The sequence below is a fragment of the Mycobacterium sp. NGS62 genome, assembly GCF_059812285.1.
The window spans coordinates 537739-557244 of sequence record NZ_JCALCK010000001.1; the positions used below are offsets into that span (position 1 = coordinate 537739).

A 19506-nucleotide genomic window follows, 5' to 3' on the forward strand; every position below is an offset into this window, starting at 1 on the left:
ATCGCTCTTGTGCTCTGCATCGTCGCCGACGCGCATCATGGTCAGGTTGTCTACCCACTTCACCGGGTCGTCTATCACCGCTGGTCAGAGGCCGAATTGATCCTCGATGATGCCGAGCCAGATCTGCGCCGCATCGATGGCCACCTTTTCGCTGATGAAAGCGTGCTGAGTTCCGGTGTAAATATCACGAAAAGCGCGTTCCAGGCGGCTGCCCTCACGGATCGCGGTGGTTCCGGCGACCAGATGGGCCCACTCGGCGCAGCCTCGGGCCGTATCGGTGGCGTAGACGGCGGCTACCCGCATGTCGGCCCGCAGGGCCGGCGTCAGGTCTTCACCGGAGGCGACGGCAGTCTCGGCGGTGCTGAACGCATCAAGTACCAACAGTCGCGCCGCGCGCCAAGCCGCAACATGGTGGGCAAGGCCCTTCTGGAAGGTCGGGCGACTGGCCAACGACTCCCCCATGTCGCTCATCCGGTATTTCGTAGCCGCCAATTCGGTGACGTCGTCGAGCATGCTCTTGGCCACCCCGAGGGCCCACGACGCGTGACCGGCAGCGGTCACCGACATCAGCCCCATCCGGGTGGCCGGCGAGGAACCCCGGTACGGCTCACGGCGAAACAACGGAAAGGTTCGGCTGTGCGGCACGAACACGTCCTGCACGCCGTAGTCATAGGATCCAGTTCCCTTGAGCCCTTGCACATGCCAGCCGTCATTGAACGTGATGTGTTCGCGCGGAATGACAGCCACCTGCATGTCGGGGATACCGTCGCTGACCCAGCGCATTTCGCCGTTGTCCATCGGGAAGAAGCCCGCCGCGATGTATTGCGAATGGCCAATGCCCGAGCCGAAATTCCACGACCCACTCAACCGGTACCCGCCGTCGACGGCGACACCCTGCCCGTTGGGGAAGAACTGGCCACCCATCGTGACCCGGTTGTCGTGCGCGGTGAACACCTCGGCAAAACCGTCGTCGGGGAGATAGGCTGCGGCCGCGAACGTCGACGGCAGGTTCGCGATGCCGACCCAGCCGAACGAGCCGTCCTGCCAAGCCATTTCAATCCATGTCTCGATCATCTCGGCAAACGACGGTTCGACACCACCGGCGGCGATTGGACCGAACGCCGACATCAGGCCGCTGGCCCACATCTCGTCGACGATCGGGGCGGTCAGGGTGCGGTTCCGCTCGGATTCAGCAGCCTCGGCACGGACGAGCTCGCGCATCCCTTTGGCCAACGCCACGACCTGGCCGCTTATATCGGCTGTCGATGTCATGGTTGCTTTCCTATCACCGATCTCGATGATCCGAGCCGACCACACGTGCGCCAGCACCCTCGTGTGCCAGAGGTAGACTAAGTCTATGACTAAGTCCCCTGCTATCAGGGTCGGTGTTCACGAGGCGAAAACCCGCATGTCGGAGCTGTTGCGGCTCGTCGACAGCGGGCAGGAGATCGAGATTGCCCGCGCGGGTGAGCCGGTGGCAAAGCTTGTGCCGTTTCGCCCTCGGGAGGCCCGTCGTTTGGGCATAGACGAGGGCGTCTATACCGTGCCCGACGATTTCGACGCACCGTTGCCCAATGATGTTCTCGACAGCTTCCAGCGATGAAGCGCTACCTCGTCGACACGCACGTTTGGCTCTGGATGCAGTCAGACCCTGACCGCCTGCGCGACAAAACGCGCGCAATCGTTGGGGACGGCCGTAATAGTATTTTTTTCTCTGCCGCCAGCGCATGGGAAATCGCGATCAAATATCGGCTGGGCAAGCTGCCGTTGCCCGAAGCGCCGGCATCCTATGTGCCTGACCGCCTTCGGCGTTCGGGAACTTCACCGCTGCCCGTCGACCACGCCCACGTCCTGAGGACCGCGGAGCTTCCCGACCACCATAGGGATCCGTTCGACCGTGTCCTCGTCGCCCAGGCGCAGCTACTCGATCTGGCAATCGTCACTGCGGACGACCAGTTATCTGCCTACGACGTCACGGTCATCGCCGCTTGACACCGACGCGCCTGACGTCGCTATCCTTCCAGCGCTTTGGCGCAGCCGGCGAGAATCGCCGAAAAGCTCGACTGCAGCAGCCGACTGCTGACCGGTTCCAGCAACTTGCCGCCCACGTAAGCCGGATGGCTGTAGCGGGTCAGCCAGACGACCTTGGTGCCGCCGCCCTCCGGAGTGAACGTCAGTGTGCCGCCCTCGTGATCGAACGGTGGGACGGAGCGGAGGATGAGATATGAGTAGGTCCGCGGCCGGTCGTAGGCGGTGATCTCTTCGCGGAACCAGGTTCCCAACCCGATCACCCGTCGTACCGCCCCCTCGGCAGGTCCCGACGAGCCTTTCTCCCACTGCGCCCGAAGGACTGGCGGGGCGGCGGTCAAACTGGCCGGGTCGGCCAGCCAGTCGAAGACCCGTTCCGGAGGCGCCGCGATCGTGCGCTCGATACGTAGTTCGGCCATGAGACCTCCTTCAGACTTTCGGCATGTTCGCAGAGCCGCGGCCCAGATTACGGAAGTCCGCACAGGCTTCCTTGATACCCAACATGAATGGCAGCGCGCTTAACTCCAACTTCAGCTTCGCTCCCAGCCGGCTGGAAGTGCTGCGCTCGGCCACCGCCACTGGCGCACCAGATGCGGCCAGGTCGATGTAGTGGGTGGACGTTTGTCCGATGCCCTCGAAGTCGTGAATCAGCGGCAGGCAAAGTTGGCGAAACTGCTCGTCGAGGCGTTGCGCCACCACGTCGGTCATCAGTACGTATTCCGCCACTGGCACTTGGTTTTTCAGCATGCGATGCACCAGGATGACGTCGAGCCCGGCGAGCTCGGCGTGGCGCTTCACCTTTTGCTCAGCGACCTCGCCCTCATGGGCGACGAACTTCAGCGACAGGTTGTCCAGCTGCGAGCAGCTCGCACACCCGCAGCTATGGTCGCGTTTGATCTTGTCGCGCCGCGCGAAAAACGACTGGCGCATCCGCGTCAGCCGCTCGCACACCAGCACTTTGGCGTCACCATCTGGTGCCCAGAAGAACGCGGCGTCGCCCTCCAGCTTCGCCAGCTTCAGGCCTTTGGCGGCGTCGATGACCGCCTCCAGCAGCGTGGCTACCGTGAACTGCGCGTGGACCAGATGCAGCCGGTTCCAATTCATGTAGTTCGTGTACCCGCTGATATCGGCAATGAGGAGAACTGCGCGCCGAATGGCCATGAGATTGGCAGTCTACGCGGTTGCGGCTAACCGGCGCCCGGAAACGCTGCCGCCCCGGCGGGCGCGCCTCTGGCAACCACGACCGGCATCGATGTCGACGCGTCGGCGCGCAGGATCGTGTGCACGACGTCGATGAGGTCTTCGACGGGCATCAACTTGCCGGGCATGCAACCGCGCGACACCCAAAGCGGGACGGCCTGCGTGGCGAGCTCAGGATCCCAGCCGATGTTCATTCCCGTTTGCGCGTCGCCCTCGCCGCCTGCGCACTCCCCCACGATCAACGTAGTGAAGCCGATGTCTGGATGTTCGGCTCGCCAGGCGTCGACGAGTCGTTCGAGCGCAGCCTTGCTGACGCCATACGCGCCGAGGCCGGGCCAGGGTGGGCCGAAAGTGCCTGCATCAGAGGACAGATAGACCGCTTTGCCTGCGGATGCCGTCAAGTGCGGCACCGCGGTCGCCGTCGCCAGCGCCGCACCGATGACATTGGTTTCGAAGACGCGCCGCCAGGTTTCGGCGTCGGTATCGACCATGCGCACCAGCGGCCCCACAGCCGGGGTGTAGATGAGGTTGTCGATGCCGCCCAGCGCGTCGGCGGCATCGTTGATGGCCGAACGGCAGGACGCCTCGTCGGCGACATCGCATTCGATGGCGATCGCGTCCGACCCGGCGTCCTTTGCGGCAGCCTCGAGACGCTCACGACGCCGGGCGAGCAGTGCGACGTGGTTGCCGCGCTGCGCGAGACCGACACCAATGCAGCGCCCGAGACCGCTCGATGCGCCGATCACCACTGTCCTTGACATATTCGCCCTTTCTTGTAACGACCCTGATGCAGGCACAGCGTATCTGGCACCGGTACTGAAGAACTCGGTATTGCGTTGGGCGGAGTAGGTCAGCCCAGTACCGTGGGGCGCATGAAGTATCTGGACGTCGACGGAATCGGCCGGGTCAGTCGGATCGGCCTGGGCACCTGGCAGTTCGGCTCACGCGAATGGGGTTACGGCGACCAGTACGCGTCGGGGGCCGCCCATGAGATCGTGCAGCGCGCACTTGACCTGGGGGTCACGCTGTTCGACACCGCCGAGGTCTACGGGTTCGGCAAAAGCGAGCGCATCCTTGGCGAAGCGCTCGGCGACAAACGCGCCGAGGTTGCAGTGGCCAGCAAGATCATGCCGGTCGCGCCGTTCCCGGCGGTGGTCAAGCAGCGCGAGCGCGCCAGCGCCCGGCGGTTGCAGTTGAAGCGCATCCCGCTCTACCAAATCCATCAGCCCAACCCGGTGGTGCCGGATTCCGTGATCATGCCCGGGATGCGTGACTTGCTCGACAGCGGCGACATCGGCGCGGCCGGTGTCTCCAACTATTCGCTAGCGCGATGGCAGAAGGCTGATGCTGCGCTCGGCCGACCCGTCATCAGCAACCAGGTGCACTTCTCGCTGGCGTATCCGCGCCCGCTCGACAACTTGGTTCCGTTCGCCGAGCGCGAGAACCGGGTCATCATCGCCTACAGTCCGCTGGCGCAGGGACTGCTGGGCGGCAAGTACGGCGTCGACAACCGGCCCGGTGGTGTTCGCGCGATCAATCCGCTGTTCGGCACCGAAAACCTTCGCCGCGTCGAGCCGCTGCTGCAGACATTGCGTGCCGTCGCCGCGGAAGTCGACGCCCAGCCGGCGCAGGTGGCGCTGGCTTGGCTGATCAGCCTGCCGGGCGTCGTCGCCATCCCCGGCGCGTCCAGTGTCGAGCAACTCGAGTTCAACGTGGCCGCCGCCGATATCGAACTTCCGGTGGACTCCCGGGACGCGCTGACCGACGCGGCCCGCTCGTTTCGGCCGGTATCGGCGAGGCGCTTTCTCACCGATACAGTCCGCGAAAAGCTCGGGCGCTGAGAGTCGATGCCTGATCGCAACGTGCTGGGCGGCCCGTTGGAACAGTGCGGTACCGACCCCGTCACCGGCTTCTACCGCGACGGCTGTTGTTCGACTGGGCAAGAGGACATCGGCGTCCACACCATCTGCGCGGTCGTGACCGCCGAGTTCCTCAAGCACCAACGCTCCATCGGCAATGACCTGCTGACACCGCGACCTGAGTACCGGTTCCCAGGGCTCCTTGCGGGTGACCGATGGTGTGTCACCGCGCTGAACTGGCTTCGAGCCCACCAGGACGGCTACGCGGCCCCGGTGGTGCTCGCCGCTACCCACGAACGCACTCTGGACATGATCCCGCTGGAGGTGCTCCGCAAGTATGCCGTCGATGTGCCCGACGACCTGGGCGACTTGTAACGCGGCCGGCCTTTGACGCGGGAGGTCAGCCGCAGCCCGGATCGAGCAACACGTCCGCCCACCTCACCCGGGCAACTATGGTCACTTTGTGAGGCGTCGAACGGTGCTGAAGCTGCCGCTGCTGGTGGCGGCAGGGCCGGCGCTGACCCGGACGCCTCGCGCCGCCGCAGAGACAACTCCTTGGTCGCCGGACCGAGCCAACCGCTGGTATCAAGCACAAGGGTGGCGCGTCGGCGCCAACTACATCACCTCCAATGCGATCAACCAGCTCGAGATGTTTCAGGCCGACACCTTCGACCCGCGGCGCATCGATACCGAGCTGGGTTGGGCTCAATCGCACGGGCTCAACACGGTCCGGGTCTTCCTGCACGATCAGCTCTGGGCCCAGGACGCCCGAGGCTTCCAACGACGTCTGGCGCAGTTTGTGGGCATCGCGGCGCGTCGACGCATCAAGCCACTCTTTGTCTTCTTCGACTCCTGCTGGGATCCCTTCCCCAAACCGGGTCGGCAGCGCGCGCCGAGGCCTGGCGTGCACAACTCCGGCTGGGTGCAAAGCCCCGGCGCTGAACACCTCGATGACCTCGATTACCGCCGGACGCTGCGCGACTACGTCACCGGAGTGCTCAACCAGTTCCGTACCGATGATCGCGTGCTGGGTTGGGACCTGTGGAATGAGCCCGACAACCCCGCAAGGGTGTATCGCAACGTCGAGCGGAAAGACAAGCAGGAGCGCGTCGCCGATCTGCTCTCCCTGGCGTTCGGATGGGCACGAACGGTTGATCCAAGCCAGCCGCTCACCAGCGGCGTGTGGGACGGTGAGTGGGGAGATCCGCAGCGCCGCAGCGAAATCGTCAACATTCAACTGGACAACTCCGACGTGGTCACATTCCACTGTTACGACAAGCCGGCCGGCTTCGAGGCCCGGATCGCCGAACTTGCCCCGCTGGGCCGGCCGATCCTCTGCACCGAGTACCTGGCCCGGTCACTCGGCAGCACCGTCGAGGGCGTTTTGCCAATCGCGAAGCGCTACAACGTAGGTGCACTCAACTGGGGTTTGTTTGCCGGGAAGACCCAGACGTACTTTCCCTGGGATTCCTGGGATCATCCATACAAGACGGTTCCGAAGGTCTGGTTTCACGACCTGGTCCAACCTGACGCACGGCCCTTCCGGGACACCGAAATCCAAACAATCAACCAACTGAGCACCCTGTAACGCAACGGACTCCACGGTTCGCAGCTTGCCGGCACAAACCCTGCGTCCGTCATTTTGGGTCGAGGTCGAGCGCAGAGCCGCTAAACTGGCGGCGTCAATACCGCACGGCCAACGGCTTGAGCGATGACCTCGCTAACTAGGCGAAGCTATGGAGAGAACATGAAACGTCGTGTATTCAGCGCCATGCCCGTGGCCACTTTTGCAATCGCGGGTGCGGTGATGCTCACCGCACCGCTTGCCCATGCGCAAACGGATATCGAAGGTAACTGCAGGGGTTCCGGCGGCGACTATACGTCGCAGGAGGTACAACCCCATTGGGGCGCCGCCCCCACTCTCATCGAGACGTGTTGCACCGGGAAGCAATGCACCACATACCGCGACGGCGTGCAGGGCCCCACGTACGGGGGTTAGGCGGCAAACGCCGGTCAACGGCCGGTTCTGACTGTGTGCGATAACTGAGCCCGTGCCACAACTCCAACCGCTCTATCTGCTGGCGGACAGTCAGCTGCTGTTTTGGGAGTGGCAGGACCGACTGCTCCTCGAATCTGCCCTTGACGGGCTGGCTCGGGACGCTCCACTCAGCGCGGCCTATATCGGCGCCTCCAATGGGGATCGTCCCGAGTTTTACGGCATCTTCGAGGCGGCGGTGGATGCGATCGGAATCACCGACCGTCGCATGATCATGTCGTCGTTCGGCTCCGAGGACCGCGCGTTCCTGCAGCGCGCCCAGTTGATCGTCCTCGCCGGCGGCGACGTGCGTCTCGGCTGGGACACATTCGAGAGAACCGGCATGAAGGACGTAGTCTTGGACCGTTACGCCAAAGGGGCGGTTCTGCTTGGTGTTTCAGCCGGCGCGGTCCAGCTCGGACGCTATGGAGTCGTCGAGACCCCGACATCCCCCACAATCGAGCTGCGCGAGTTCTTCAAGCTCGTCCCCCTGGTCATTGACACACACGACGAGCGAGCCGAGTGGGCGCGACTGTCGCGCACGATTCATCTGTTGGAGGGAGGGGCCGCCGGACTCGGAATCCCCTCCGGTGGCGGAGTTATCGTGCATCCGGATAGCAGCATCGAGCCATTGCGGCGACCCGCCCACGAATTCCGTTTCGAGGATGATCACGTCACGCAAGCACTGCTGTACGCCGACGACGAGAACACGTGATCGACCGCTGCGGCTACGGCTCAAAGGTGCGACTGCCCGGGTAACGCGACGGCTTTACTCGACCTTGACCGCGTGTTGAATCGCCCCACCGACGATCAGTTCCATGAGTACGCTTCAAGCCGTGGAACTGGGGGTTTTGGGACCTCTCCAGGTCCGGCAGGACGGTGCGCCCGTCCCAATTCCGGGCGCGAAACCGCGCGCCATCCTCACGATGCTCGGGCTCCACGGCGGCTCGGTTGTCGCCGCCGAAACACTGATTGAACTTCTTTGGGGCGACGATCCCCCGCGCACCGCCCCCAAGGCTCTCCAAACCCACATCTCTGCCCTGCGTCGCACTCTGGGCGACGGCTTCGTTTTGACGGAGGGAATGGGCTGGATCCTCAGCACCACCGAGGTCGACGCCTCGCGTTACAAACTGGCCATCAAACGGGGCCGCGACGCTACGGCCGCCGGCGACACGGGCCAAGCGGTAGTCCGCTTTGAGGAGGCGCTGACCCTTTGGCGCGGAATCCCCGAACTGCCCGACTCCCACCGGGGGCTGTCCGAGAAGACGCGCTGGATCGAGAGCCATGCCGCGCTAGTCGAGGACCGGGCCGATGCGCTGCTCGCGACGGGCCGGGCCGCCGAGATCGCCGGCGAACTCGAGGCCGCGGTGGCCGACGCTCCGCTGCGCGAAAGACGCTGGGGCCAGCTGATGCTCGCCCTCTACCGTGCCGGCAGGCAGGGCGAAGCGCTGGGGGCGTACCAACGGGCACGGTCGCTGCTGGCCGAGGAGCTCGGGGTCGACCCCGGTCCGGAACTTCGCCGGCTCGAGGCTGCTATCGTCGCTCAAGATGCAGCACTGGATACCCCTGTAGCACAACAGCTTCCATCGGTGATGCGGGCCGTCACGTTTCTGCTCACGGATATCGAGGGTTCAACCGCCGCTTGGGAGGCCGACGCCGACGCCATGGCGGCGGCCCTGGCCCGGCACGACGAGCTCGTCGAACAGGTCGTCACGTCCCGCGGCGGACGGCTGATCAAGACGCGCGGCGAAGGTGACGCCACCTTCTCGGTCTTCGAGCGGCCATCGGCGGCGGCCGCCGCCGCCATCGAACTGCAAGACGCAATCAGCCACGAGCCGTGGGCACTGCGAGAGCCCATGCGTATTCGGGTGGCGCTGCACACCGGCGAGGTCGAGCTTCGTGACGGCGACTATTTCGGTCGGGCGGTCAACCGTGCCGCGCGGCTGCGGTCGCTGGCGGTGGGCGGCCAGATCCTGTGCTCGGGTGCGACCGCCGAACTCGTCATCGACTCACTGCCCGATGACGTTATGCTCGCCGACCTCGGGATGCGCCAGCTGCGCAACCTGGCGCGCCCCGAGCACGTGTTCGAGCTCCGGCTGGAAACCGCAGAGCCACCCGAGGAGACCGGCGAAACCCCCATCGAGCGGCCCCTACTCCCGGCGATATTGACCGGCCCCGGGCCATTCGTCGGACGTGGCCATGAACTCGAACGACTTTTGTCGGCGTGGCAGACCGCACTTACCGGGAGCACGCGCGCGGTGCTCATTGCCGGTGAACCCGGCGTCGGAAAGACTCGCCTTGCCGGCGAATGGTCCCGACAGGCCTACCAACAGGGAGCGGTCGTGCTGTACGGCCGTTGCGACGAGGATCTCGGCGCGCCCTACCAACCGTTCGCCGAAGCCCTGCGTTCGCTGATGCCGTGCCTGGGCGCCAGTCGACTGCGGGGATTGCGGGGCGTTGAGGCACTGCTTCCACTGGCGCCCGGGCTGACCGAAGTCGTACCCGACCTGGCAGCGCCGACCCGCGCGGACCCGGACACCGAACGGTATGCGCTTTTCGACGCGGTCGTCGCACTGTTGCAGCTCGCCTCCACGAGCGCGCCGGTCGTCCTGATTCTCGACGATCTGCACTGGGCAGCCAAGCCCACGCTGCTGTTGTTGCGGCATCTGCTGCGCTTTGGCGATCAGGCTCGCGTCCAAATCGTCGGGACGTACCGCAGCACCGACCTAGACCGCTCCCATCCCCTGGCCGCGATGCTCGCCGACCTGCATCGTGACGGCACCGCCCACCGCCTACAGCTCAGCGGCCTCGGCGAGGACGATGTGAGCGCATACGTCGCCGAAGCCGGCTACGACGACGAAGAGCTTGCCCGAGCATTGGCGTCTGTCACCGGCGGCAATCCGTTCTTTCTTATCGAGGCGCTGCGCCATGTGGACGAAAGTGGCGGCGTGTGGGATCCGAGCACCTTGCCGCAGGGTGTCCGTGAAGCCGTGAGCCGCAGACTATCCCGGCTTCCGGCGGAAACGAACAAGGCCCTCGCCGCGGCCGCGGTCGTCGGGAGTCGCTTCGCGCTCGACCTCGTGGAGCGAGTGGTCGACCAGGATCTCGTCGATGCCTTCGACGAGGCCTGCAAGGCTGGCATCGTCATCGAAGAACCCGGCGGTCGATATCGGTTCAACCACGCTATCGTCCGGCAGTCGCTGCTTGCCGAGCTGGCGTCCGTGCGCCGCATGCGGCTGCACCAACGCATCGCCACGACGCTGGAGAACGAGCCCGGCGCCGACGACGAGCTGCTGGCTGAACTCGCGCATCACTACTTCGAATGCGCGTGGGCCGGAAACGCGGCCAAGGCCGTCCTCTACTGCCGACGTGCCGCCGACCAGGCGATGGCCCGGCTCGGCTACGAGGGCGCCGCCGACCTCTACGATCACGCGCTGCATGCTCTCGAGGAGATCGACGAGGAGTTGCCCGACCGCGACGAGCAGACCGCCGAGCTACTCATCGCGCGTTGCGAGGCGCTGCTCGCCGCCGGTGATGTGGCATCAGCAGCGGGTGCCGTCGCGCAATTGCAAGAAGCGACAGTCGATTCCGCGCGGTTGGCGGCATGGGCGACGTGCTTCGACGGCCAGCTGTCGATGCTGATTCACCCCGAGCGATTGGACGAGGTAGCGACCGCGGTAGGTGCGGCCGCCGAGAAATTGGCCGAGTTGGGCGACGCGGCCGGAGAAGCCCAGGCGCACACCGTCCGCGCCGGGTGCCTCGCCCGCCTGGGGAGAGTCGGCGACTGCGAAATCGCGCTGGACAAAGCGCTTACCGCGGCCCGGCGTGCGCGTGAACACCGCCGGGTGAACGCTGTGCTGGCAGGTGCGCCGCTCGCGGCACTGTGGGGCCCCAACCCAGTTCCGCGTGCGGGCGGGCGGTGTCTGGACGTGGTACGGCTGCTGCGAATCACCACCGACTCGCCTGCGGTCGAGGCGACGTCGACGCGATGCCAATCCGTGCTGGAGGCCTTCCGCGGCCGCGCCGAAGCAGCTCGACGAATGATCGACTCCGCCCGGCGCACGGTCACCGAGCTGGGTCTGCGCCATGCCCTGCTCGAAGTCGAGCAGTTTGCTGGCATTGTCGAGCTGGTTGTCGACGATCCTGCTGCCGCCGAGCCGTACCTGCGCAAGGCCTACAACGGATTTCGTCGCATGGGACTCGATGCCGATACGGCTGAGACTGCGGCCCTTTTGGGTCGTGCGTGTCTCGCGCTCGGGCAAGATGTCGAGGCCGACGAATTGTGTTCGCAAAGTGAGCGTCTCGCCGGGCACGCCCTGAAGGCGTCGATCTCCTGGCGCACGCTTCGAGCGCAGTTACTGTCACGTCGGGGTGATCATGACGAGGCTCGACGGGTCGCTGAGGCTGCCGTCGCCCTGGCAGAGCGTACCGACGCCTTGGTCGATCACGGCGACGCCTGCCTCACGCTGGCAACAGTTTTGGGAGCTGCTGGCGACGCTGCAGGTGTGCGAGCCGCCGCGGACCGTGCGGTCGATCTGTATGAGCGCAAAGGCGCTGCAGCACTTGCTGAAAGGGCGCGGCTACTTCTCGGAGAGCGCGTGCCGCCTACTGCGCCGGCACCATCCGAACCGTCGAGTGTCGAGTTCGACAACGCAGCAGTCCGAACAGGCGAACGCCTGAAGGCGGCTATCGACCGTCGGGACTGGGACGAATTCGAGCAGCTGTTCGCACCCGACGGTTCTGTCGAAAGTCGCCGTAAGATCGTCGGCTTTAAGCAGACCGAATTCGCGGCGGCAGAGGTGATGCATCAGACCAGGGTCGAACTTGAGACGGGGACTCTGCGGCTCAGCGGTGTCGTTATCGCCGTGCGCGGCGAGCGCCTGGCCCTCCATCGAGTCGCGCTAACCACCGATGACGTGAGCCGTGGGGCACCACGGGATGAATTTCTCCAGCTGTACGGCATCGACGATCAGGGGCGAATCGCGCTGCAAGTGTGGTTCGACCTCGAAGACATGGATGCCGCCCTCGCTGAGCTCGACGCCATCCATGCTCGTTCCGATGAGGTACGTCCTCGAGCGCCGCTAGCGAACGCCGCGACGCGGATATACGAGCGCCTCCACGCGTACTTCGCGGACCGTGACTGGGATGCGATAACCGCGCTCCTTCACGATGACTATTGCGGCGACGATCGTCGTTCGGTGGTGGGCGTCGGGATCCGACTCGGCCGGGACGCTGCGATCGAAGACTACCGGTCAGCTGCCGACATCGACGTCACGGATGCAAGGTCAGTCGCTGTTGCAACCCGTGGAGCGTGCCTCGCACTCACTCGTGCCCGCTACTCACGAAGCGGCCAAGAAGCAGAGGCATTCCGCGTCGATTTTTTACAGATAGTCGAGATCGACACCGACGAGCGGATCACGGCGCTCGTCGCGTTCGACCTCGACGACTTCGACGCCGCCATCACGGAGCTCGACGCCCGCTACCTCGCCGGTGAGGCGGCGGCCCATGCACAGACATGGTCTGCGATCACGGCCGCGTACGCGGCAGTCAACGAACGCGAAGTTCCCGCGGTGACACAGGATTTGGCGAGCGTCGACCACCGCCGCGGAGCAGCGGTCCCACCAGGTGGCATCATCGCGTATATCCAGGCCGCATGGGACGACTTGGCTGACAGCAGGATCTACATCGAGACTGTGCATCGGTTGAACAGTTTCGGTGCGGTCGTCTGCCATGCGGCACATGGGATCTCACAAGAGGGCCTTTACGCCGAGTGGCCGATGATATGCATCTTCATTGTTGAAGGCGACTCACTCAGCCGCTGTGAGCTCTTCGACGAGGCTGACCTCGATGCCGCGCTGGCACGGTTCGAGCAATTGAGCCGGCCGGTACAGCGGCTGGAAAACGCGGCAAGCCGAGTGGATAAGCGCTTTCAGGCATGCTTCGCCACCCGCGACTGGGAAGCAATGGCCGAGATGCTGTCCGACGGCACTTCCATCGAAGATCGACGTCGAGTCGTGAACGCAGGGAACCTACATGGTCGAGATGCCGAACTCACCGTGCATGCATACGCCGCTGTCGGATCCCAGAATGTGACAGCAACGGTCACTGCGACACGCGGACAGCGTCTCGTCCTAAGTCATTACCGGTTCTCGGGACTCGACCAACGGCAGGACGCCTTCAGTATCGAGATGCTGGCAGTCGTTGAGATCGACGCCGACGAACGGATGGCAGCGGTCGTGGTGTTCGACGTCGATGACATCGACGCCGCCTTCGAAGAACTCGACGCCCGGTACCTCGCCGGCGAAGGATCCGCCCATTCGCGAACATGGTCGGCCATTGCGCGGAGCACCGCATCGCTCAATCGACGCGAATCGCCTCCGACAACCCCAGATTGGGTGAACATCGACCACCGGCGGGGGACGTCAATTGCGCCCGGTGAAGTACCTGCATGGCTGAGCGCCGCGTGGAATATTCCGTCTAATCTGACCGTCTTCATCGAATCGGTGCATCACTTGCAGAGCCTCGGAGCTGTTGTCACCCACATAGCGCATGAGACTTCGCAAGACGGATTCCGTGCCGAATGGCGAGTGATCAGCGTTGAAACGGTCAAAGGCGACCTGATCGACCGCTTCGAAATGTTCGACGAATCGGACTTAGACGCCGCGCTCGCCCGCTTTGACGAACTGTGTCGACCTGCGCCACGATTGGAAAATGCGGCAAGCCAAGTGAGCGAGCGCTTTCTGGCGCACTTCGCGGCCCACGAGTGGGACGCCATGGCCGAGCTATTGGCCCACGACTATTACCTCGACGATCACCGAAGTGTCGTGAACGCCGGGATCCGACACGGTCGAGACGCGGCTATTGCAAACATGCGCGCTGTCGCCGACCTCGGGATCGCGAACGTCATCGTGACTGTCATTGCGACCCGCGGGGAGCGTCTTGTCCTCACCCGCAGTATCTTTTCATTCAGGGATCAAGATCCTGAGGCCTTCTGCGCCGAGCAACTCGACATCGGGGAAATCAACTCAGATGGGCGAGTCGTGGCGAACGTCTCGTTCGACGGCGACGACATCAACGCCGCCTTCGCTGAACTCGAGGCGCGCTACCTCGCTGGTGAGACTGCCGCCCATGCGCACACCTGGTCGCTCGTCGCGGACAGCTACGCCGCGCTCAACCGTCACGAGCTCCCCGCGACGACGCCTGACTGGGTGACCATCGACCACCGACGGGAGACAGCGTTCGGGCCCGGCGACGTGACCGCATACATCCAAGCCGGGTGGGACGTCGAGCAAGACATCAATATCTACGTCGAACAAGTGCATCGGCTGAGCAACATCGGAGCAGTCGTCACTTACGCAGCGCATGAAACCTCGCACGAGGGCTTGAAGGCCGAGTGGCGCGGCATCGCGGTTTTCACGGTCGATGGCGAATTGATCAACCGCACTGAGGTATACGGCGAAGCTGACCTCGACGCCGCGCTCGCGAAGTTCGAACAGCTGCACCGGCCGGCATCGCGGTTGGAAAACACGGCTAGCCAAACATACGAGCGCGTCAAGGTGTGCTTTGCGGCCCGCGATTGGGATGCCTTAGCCGAGATCGTGACCAACGACGTATCCACCGAAGACCGTCGTCATGTCGTGAATGCCGGTCCCCGGCGGGGCCGAGAGGCCCTAATCGCCGAAGTTTCTGGCCTCGTCGAGGTCATCAAGGCCGTGTCGACAGAACCCATTGCGACCCGTGGCGAGCGCCTCGTCGCATGTCGTGGTCGAGCTGAGGGTTACGAGGCATTCCGCAGCGATCTACTCGACGTGGTAGAGGTAGATGCCGACGGCCGGTTACTGGCACGCATCGTGTTCGACCCCGACGACATCGACGCCGCCTTCGCCGAGCTCGACGCCCGGTACCTCTCCGGCGAAGCCGCTGCTCATGCGCACGCATGGTCGGTCGTAACGAGAGGTTACGCCGCGTTCAACCGACACGAATTCACCGCGCCCGACTGGGAGAACATCGATCATCGGCGCGCGCGAGCTTTCGCACCCGGTGAATTGACCGCATACATGGACGCCACATGGAATCTCGCGCCCAATGTCAGGGTTTACGTCGAGACCGTGCATCGGCTGAGCAACCTCGGTGCTGTCGTCACCCATGTGGTGCGTGGAACTTCGCGAGAGGGCTTCGACGCCGAATGGCGGGAAGTCATCCTATTCACAATCGACGGCGACCTGTTCAACCGCTGTGAGGTCTTCGACGAAGTGGACGTCGACGCCGCCCACGCGAGATTCGACCAACTCAGCCGGCCGACACCGCGGCTGGAAAACATCGCAACGCGGGTGTGGGAGCGCCTTTTTTCGTACGTTGCGAACGACGACTGGCAGGCCGTGGCTTCAATATCGACCGAGAACGTCTTCGTCGACGATCGCCGGCGGGTGGTCAACGCCGGGGTCCTGCATGGTCGAGATGCCAACATCAAAGATGCGCAGGCGACCGTCGGTGTCGGTTTCACGATGACGATGGTGGGCGCCTTGGCAACCCGCGGCGGGCGTCTCGCCCTGACACGAGTTCGCGTGTCGGGCCGCGACCCAGAGGCGATCCAAAACGATGCACTTAGCATCGTCGAGGTCGACGCCGACGAACGCATAGCTGCGGCCGTCGTGTTCGACCTTGACGACATTGACGCCGCCTTCGAGGAACTCGATGCTCGATACCTCGCTGGCGAAGCGGCACCGCACGCGCACAGGTGGTCGGCGATCACGCGGGGTTACGCTGCGGTCAACCGCCAGGAGATGCCGCCGACAACACCGGACTGGGTGAACATCGACCACCGCCGCGGAATTGCTTATGCTCCAGGAGAAACCATTCCGTACCTCCGCGCTGCGTGGGACGTCGCGCCTGACTTCAAGATCTATATCGAGTCTGTGCACCGGTTGACCAATGTCGGGGCGATCGTCACCTGGGCGGCGCACGGGACCTCGGAAAGCGGCTTCGATGCCGAGTGGCGGGGGCTGAACCTGCTTACAGCCGAGGGCGACTTGCTCAGCCGCCTTGAAGTCTTCGACGAGACAGACCTCGACACCGCGCACGCGAGGCTCGACGAGCTGCGTCAGTCGAAGCCACGGCTGGAAAACGCGGCAAGCCAAGTGGACCAACGCTTCTGGACCTCCTACGCCGCCCGCGACTGGGACGCCATAGCCGAGTTGCTAGCCGACGATGTCTCCACCAACGATCGTCGTCGGGTCGTCAACGCCGGGGTCCTAAGCGGCCGAGATGTCCACGTCCAAAGCATGCGTGCTCTCGCTGAGCTCGAAGCCAACATGACGTCTACCGTCATCGCGACGCGTGGAGAGCGTCTTGCTCTTACCCACTTGAACCGTGATCTGCGCGACAGGGAGTTCGGCAGCGAGGCGCTCTACCTCAGCGAGATCGACGCCGACCATCGGATCACGGCAGGCGTCTTCCTCGAACTCGACGACCTCGACGCCGCTTTCGACGAGCTCGATGCCAGATACGCGGCCGGCGAGGCCGCGGCAAACGCGCGGACGTGGGCCGTCCTGACACGGGCTTACGCCGTCCTTAACGCGCGGGGGCTCCTAGCAACGACGCCAGAATGGGTCAACATCGACCACCGGCGGGGGGCAACTTTCGCGCCCGGCGAGATGACCGCATACATCTCTGCCGCTTGGGCAGACCTCGAACAGGATCTGTGTGTCCACATCGAGGCTGTGCACCGGCTGAGCAAGCTTGGCGCCGTCTTGACACAGGTGCTGAAAGGGACCACGCAGGAGGGCTTCGAGGCCGAGTGGCGGACGATCAATCTCTTCGGGGTCGACGGCGAACTGATCAATCGCTGTGAGCTCTTCGACGAGGCGGATCTCGAGGCGGCGCTCGCGCGCTTCGATGAATTAACGCCGCGGGCACCGCAGCTACAAAACGCGGCAAGCCAAGCAAATGACCGGTACTTTGCGTACTTCCGGGCCCGCAACTGGGCAGCGATAACCGAAATCCTGACCGACGACAGTTTCGTCGACGACCGCCGTCGCATGACGGGCGCCGGGTTCTGGGACGGTCGCGATGTCGTGATCGCAAATCTGCGAGCCCTGGCCGATGCGGCACCCATGCCGCCGACCGCTATCGCGACCCGCGGGGCGCGCCTCGCCCTCACTCGTATCAGTTCCCCGACCCGCGACCTACGGCAGGGGGAGTTCAGCAGTGACATGCTGATCATCGCCGAGATCGACACCGACGAGCGGATCACGGCGCAGCTCGCGTTCGACCTCGATGACGTCGACGCCGCTTTCGCGGAACTCGATCGTCGGTACCTCGCGGGCGAAGCAGCCGCCCACGCGCACACGTGGTCGGTAATTGCAGGGATCCCTGCCGCATTCATCCGGCATGAGCTTTTCGCGACGACTCCGGATCACGTTTACATCGACCATCGACCGCTCGTATCGAGCGAGGGGCTCGATGTGGCCGCATCTATGCGTGCAGTGTGGGACATCACTTCGGCCTGCAGCGGCTACTTCGAGGCAGTGCATCGACTGAGCGAACTCGGCGCCGTGTTCACCCTGGTGCTGAAAATGACTACGCAAGAGGGCTTTGACGCCGAGTTGCGGATGATCGAACTCCTTACAGTCGAAGGTGACCTGATCAGCCGCGTCGAAGTCTTCGACGAGGCCGACCTCGACGCCGCCCTTGCCCACTTCGAGGAGCTGCACCCACAGGCGCCGCGTTTGGAAAACGCGGCAAGCCAAGTCGTTGAACGTTTCCAGCGATGCTTCGCCGCCCGCGACTGGGACGCCATGCCCCAGCTGCTGGCCGAGGACAGTTTCACGGACGACCGTCGCCCGGTCGTGGGGGTCGGAATACGACGCGGCCGGGAAGTCATCATCGCCGATTGGCGCGCTGTCGCTGACGTCGGGACGAAGAACGTGACGTTGACAGTGATTGCGACACGTGGAGATGACCTGGCACTTGGACGGTTCCGCTTCGCCGGCCGAGACCCGCGGACTGAGGCGTTCCGTACCGATGTGCTGGGCGTCGTCGAGATCAACGCCGAAAACCAGATCGCCGCGTGCCTGATGTTCGATCTCGACGACATCGATAGCGCATTCCACGAACTCGACACTCGGTACATTGCCGGCGAAGCAGCCGCCCACTCACACACATGGTCGGTCATTGCGCGGTCCTATTACGAGACCAATCGGCGTGAACTTCCCGGCATGACACCGGATTCGGTTTTCATCGACCATCGAGCGGTCTTAACGACCGAGCAAGAACATCTGGCCGGATATCTTCATAGCCTGTGGGACCTCATGCCGGACATCAATGTCTACATCGAGTCGGTGCACCGGCTGAGCAACCGGGGAGCGGTCGTCACCCAGGCTACGCGAGGGACGTCGCGGGAGGGCTTTGACGCCGAGTGGCGGGCAATAGTTGTTGGCGTACTCGAAGGCGACCTCTACAGCCGCGTGGAAGCCTTCGATGAGTCCGATCTCGACGCCGCGCTCGTCCGCTTCGACGAACTGCGTACACAGGCGCGGCATTTGGAGAATGCGGCAAGCCGGGCAAATCACCGCATGTTTGCCAATTCTGCGGCCCACAATTGGGCGGCGATAGCGAAAATCTTGGCCGACGACAGTTTCGTCGACGATCGCCGTCGCGTGGTGAATGTCGGGTTCTGGGACGGCCGCGATGACGTGATGGCAAACATGCGAGCCCTGGCCGACGGCCTTGCGAACGTAACCCTGAGCGTCATTGCGACCCGCGGAGCGCGCCTCGCCCTGACTCGCATCTGTTCGTTGAACAGTGACCCGCGCGATGGGGACTTCGGCGTCGAGCTGCTCGGCATCATCGAGATCGACGCCGCCGAGCGGATCGCGGGCTACGTCTTCTTCGAACCCGACGACATCGACGCCGCCTTCGAAGAACTCGATCGTCGGTACCTCGCCGGCGAAGCGGCGCCCCACTCGCGCACCTGGTCGGTCGTGACTAGGGACTACGCGGCGATCAACCGACATGAGGTACCGACGACAACGCCGGATTGGGTGAACATCGACCATCGGCGCGGTAGAGCTTTTGCACCCGGCGAATTTCCTCAATACCTCCGTGCCACTTTCGACGTCGCGCCGGACATCAAGATTTACATCGAGGCCATACACCGGCTGAGCGATCTCGGAACCGTGTTCACGCACGCGGCATATGGGACGTCCCACGAGGGTTTCGGCGCCGAGTGGCGAGAGACCGCAATTCTTACCGTCGACGGTGACCTGGTCAACCGTTGCGAGATGTTCGACGATTCAGACGTTGACGCCGCCCTCACTCGGTTCGCGGACCTCGATCCCTCAGACAAAGTCGCATCCCCGCCCGTAGGTTGAGTGGAGCTACCGT

At 64.2% G+C, this 19506-nt stretch carries 11 protein-coding genes; 7 read left to right on the forward strand and 4 right to left on the reverse strand.

What is annotated here, in order from left to right; all coding sequences use genetic code 11:
• Positions 1–84: 84 nt before the first annotated feature.
• Positions 85–1272, reverse strand: coding sequence for an acyl-CoA dehydrogenase family protein (locus tag AC5Y49_RS02635; RefSeq protein ID WP_499884251.1), 1188 nt, complete (start codon positions 1270–1272; stop codon positions 85–87).
• 85 nt (positions 1273–1357) lie between these two features.
• On the opposite strand from AC5Y49_RS02635, the gene AC5Y49_RS02640 reads away from it, so the two are divergent.
• Complete coding sequence (locus AC5Y49_RS02640; RefSeq protein ID WP_499884252.1) at positions 1358–1603, forward strand: type II toxin-antitoxin system Phd/YefM family antitoxin; 246 nt, start codon at positions 1358–1360, stop codon at positions 1601–1603.
• Positions 1600–1992, forward strand: coding sequence for a type II toxin-antitoxin system VapC family toxin (locus AC5Y49_RS02645; protein ID WP_499884253.1), 393 nt, complete (start codon positions 1600–1602; stop codon positions 1990–1992). The genes AC5Y49_RS02640 and AC5Y49_RS02645 overlap by 4 nt, the downstream gene beginning before the upstream one ends.
• Before the next feature lie 20 nt (positions 1993–2012).
• Here the strand turns inward: AC5Y49_RS02645 and AC5Y49_RS02650 are convergent, their stop codons facing one another.
• From AC5Y49_RS02650 to AC5Y49_RS02660, 3 genes are read right to left on the reverse strand one after another with little or no spacing between them, the layout of a single operon-like run.
• Complete coding sequence (locus tag AC5Y49_RS02650; RefSeq protein WP_499884254.1) at positions 2013–2447, reverse strand: SRPBCC family protein; 435 nt, start codon at positions 2445–2447, stop codon at positions 2013–2015.
• Between the two features lie 10 nt (positions 2448–2457).
• Positions 2458–3189 (reverse strand): DUF2652 domain-containing protein, encoded by a 732-nt coding sequence (locus AC5Y49_RS02655; protein WP_499884255.1) that lies wholly within the window; start codon positions 3187–3189, stop codon positions 2458–2460.
• A gap of 26 nt (positions 3190–3215) precedes the next feature.
• Complete coding sequence (locus AC5Y49_RS02660) at positions 3216–3977, reverse strand: SDR family oxidoreductase (protein WP_499884633.1); 762 nt, start codon at positions 3975–3977, stop codon at positions 3216–3218.
• A gap of 123 nt (positions 3978–4100) precedes the next feature.
• Here AC5Y49_RS02660 and AC5Y49_RS02665 point away from each other — a divergent pair, with 123 nt between their 5' ends.
• The 5 genes from AC5Y49_RS02665 (at position 4101) to AC5Y49_RS02685 (ending at position 19493) form a co-directional block, all read left to right on the forward strand.
• The gene (locus tag AC5Y49_RS02665) at positions 4101–5069 is read left to right on the forward strand and encodes an aldo/keto reductase (RefSeq protein ID WP_499884256.1); all 969 of its coding nucleotides are present in this window, start codon (positions 4101–4103) and stop codon (positions 5067–5069) included.
• A gap of 6 nt (positions 5070–5075) precedes the next feature.
• On the forward strand, positions 5076–5462 hold the full coding sequence (locus tag AC5Y49_RS02670) for a DUF2237 family protein (RefSeq protein WP_499884257.1): 387 nt from the start codon (positions 5076–5078) through the stop codon (positions 5460–5462).
• Between the two features lie 88 nt (positions 5463–5550).
• Positions 5551–6675, forward strand: a complete 1125-nt coding sequence (locus AC5Y49_RS02675) for a glycoside hydrolase 5 family protein (RefSeq protein WP_499884258.1) — start codon at positions 5551–5553, stop codon at positions 6673–6675.
• Between the two features lie 463 nt (positions 6676–7138).
• Entirely contained in the window at positions 7139–7837 is a 699-nt protein-coding gene (locus tag AC5Y49_RS02680) for a Type 1 glutamine amidotransferase-like domain-containing protein (RefSeq protein ID WP_499884259.1), read from the forward strand.
• 103 nt (positions 7838–7940) lie between these two features.
• Complete coding sequence (locus tag AC5Y49_RS02685; RefSeq protein ID WP_499884260.1) at positions 7941–19493, forward strand: BTAD domain-containing putative transcriptional regulator; 11553 nt, start codon at positions 7941–7943, stop codon at positions 19491–19493.
• The last annotated feature ends 13 nt before the right edge of the window (positions 19494–19506 follow it).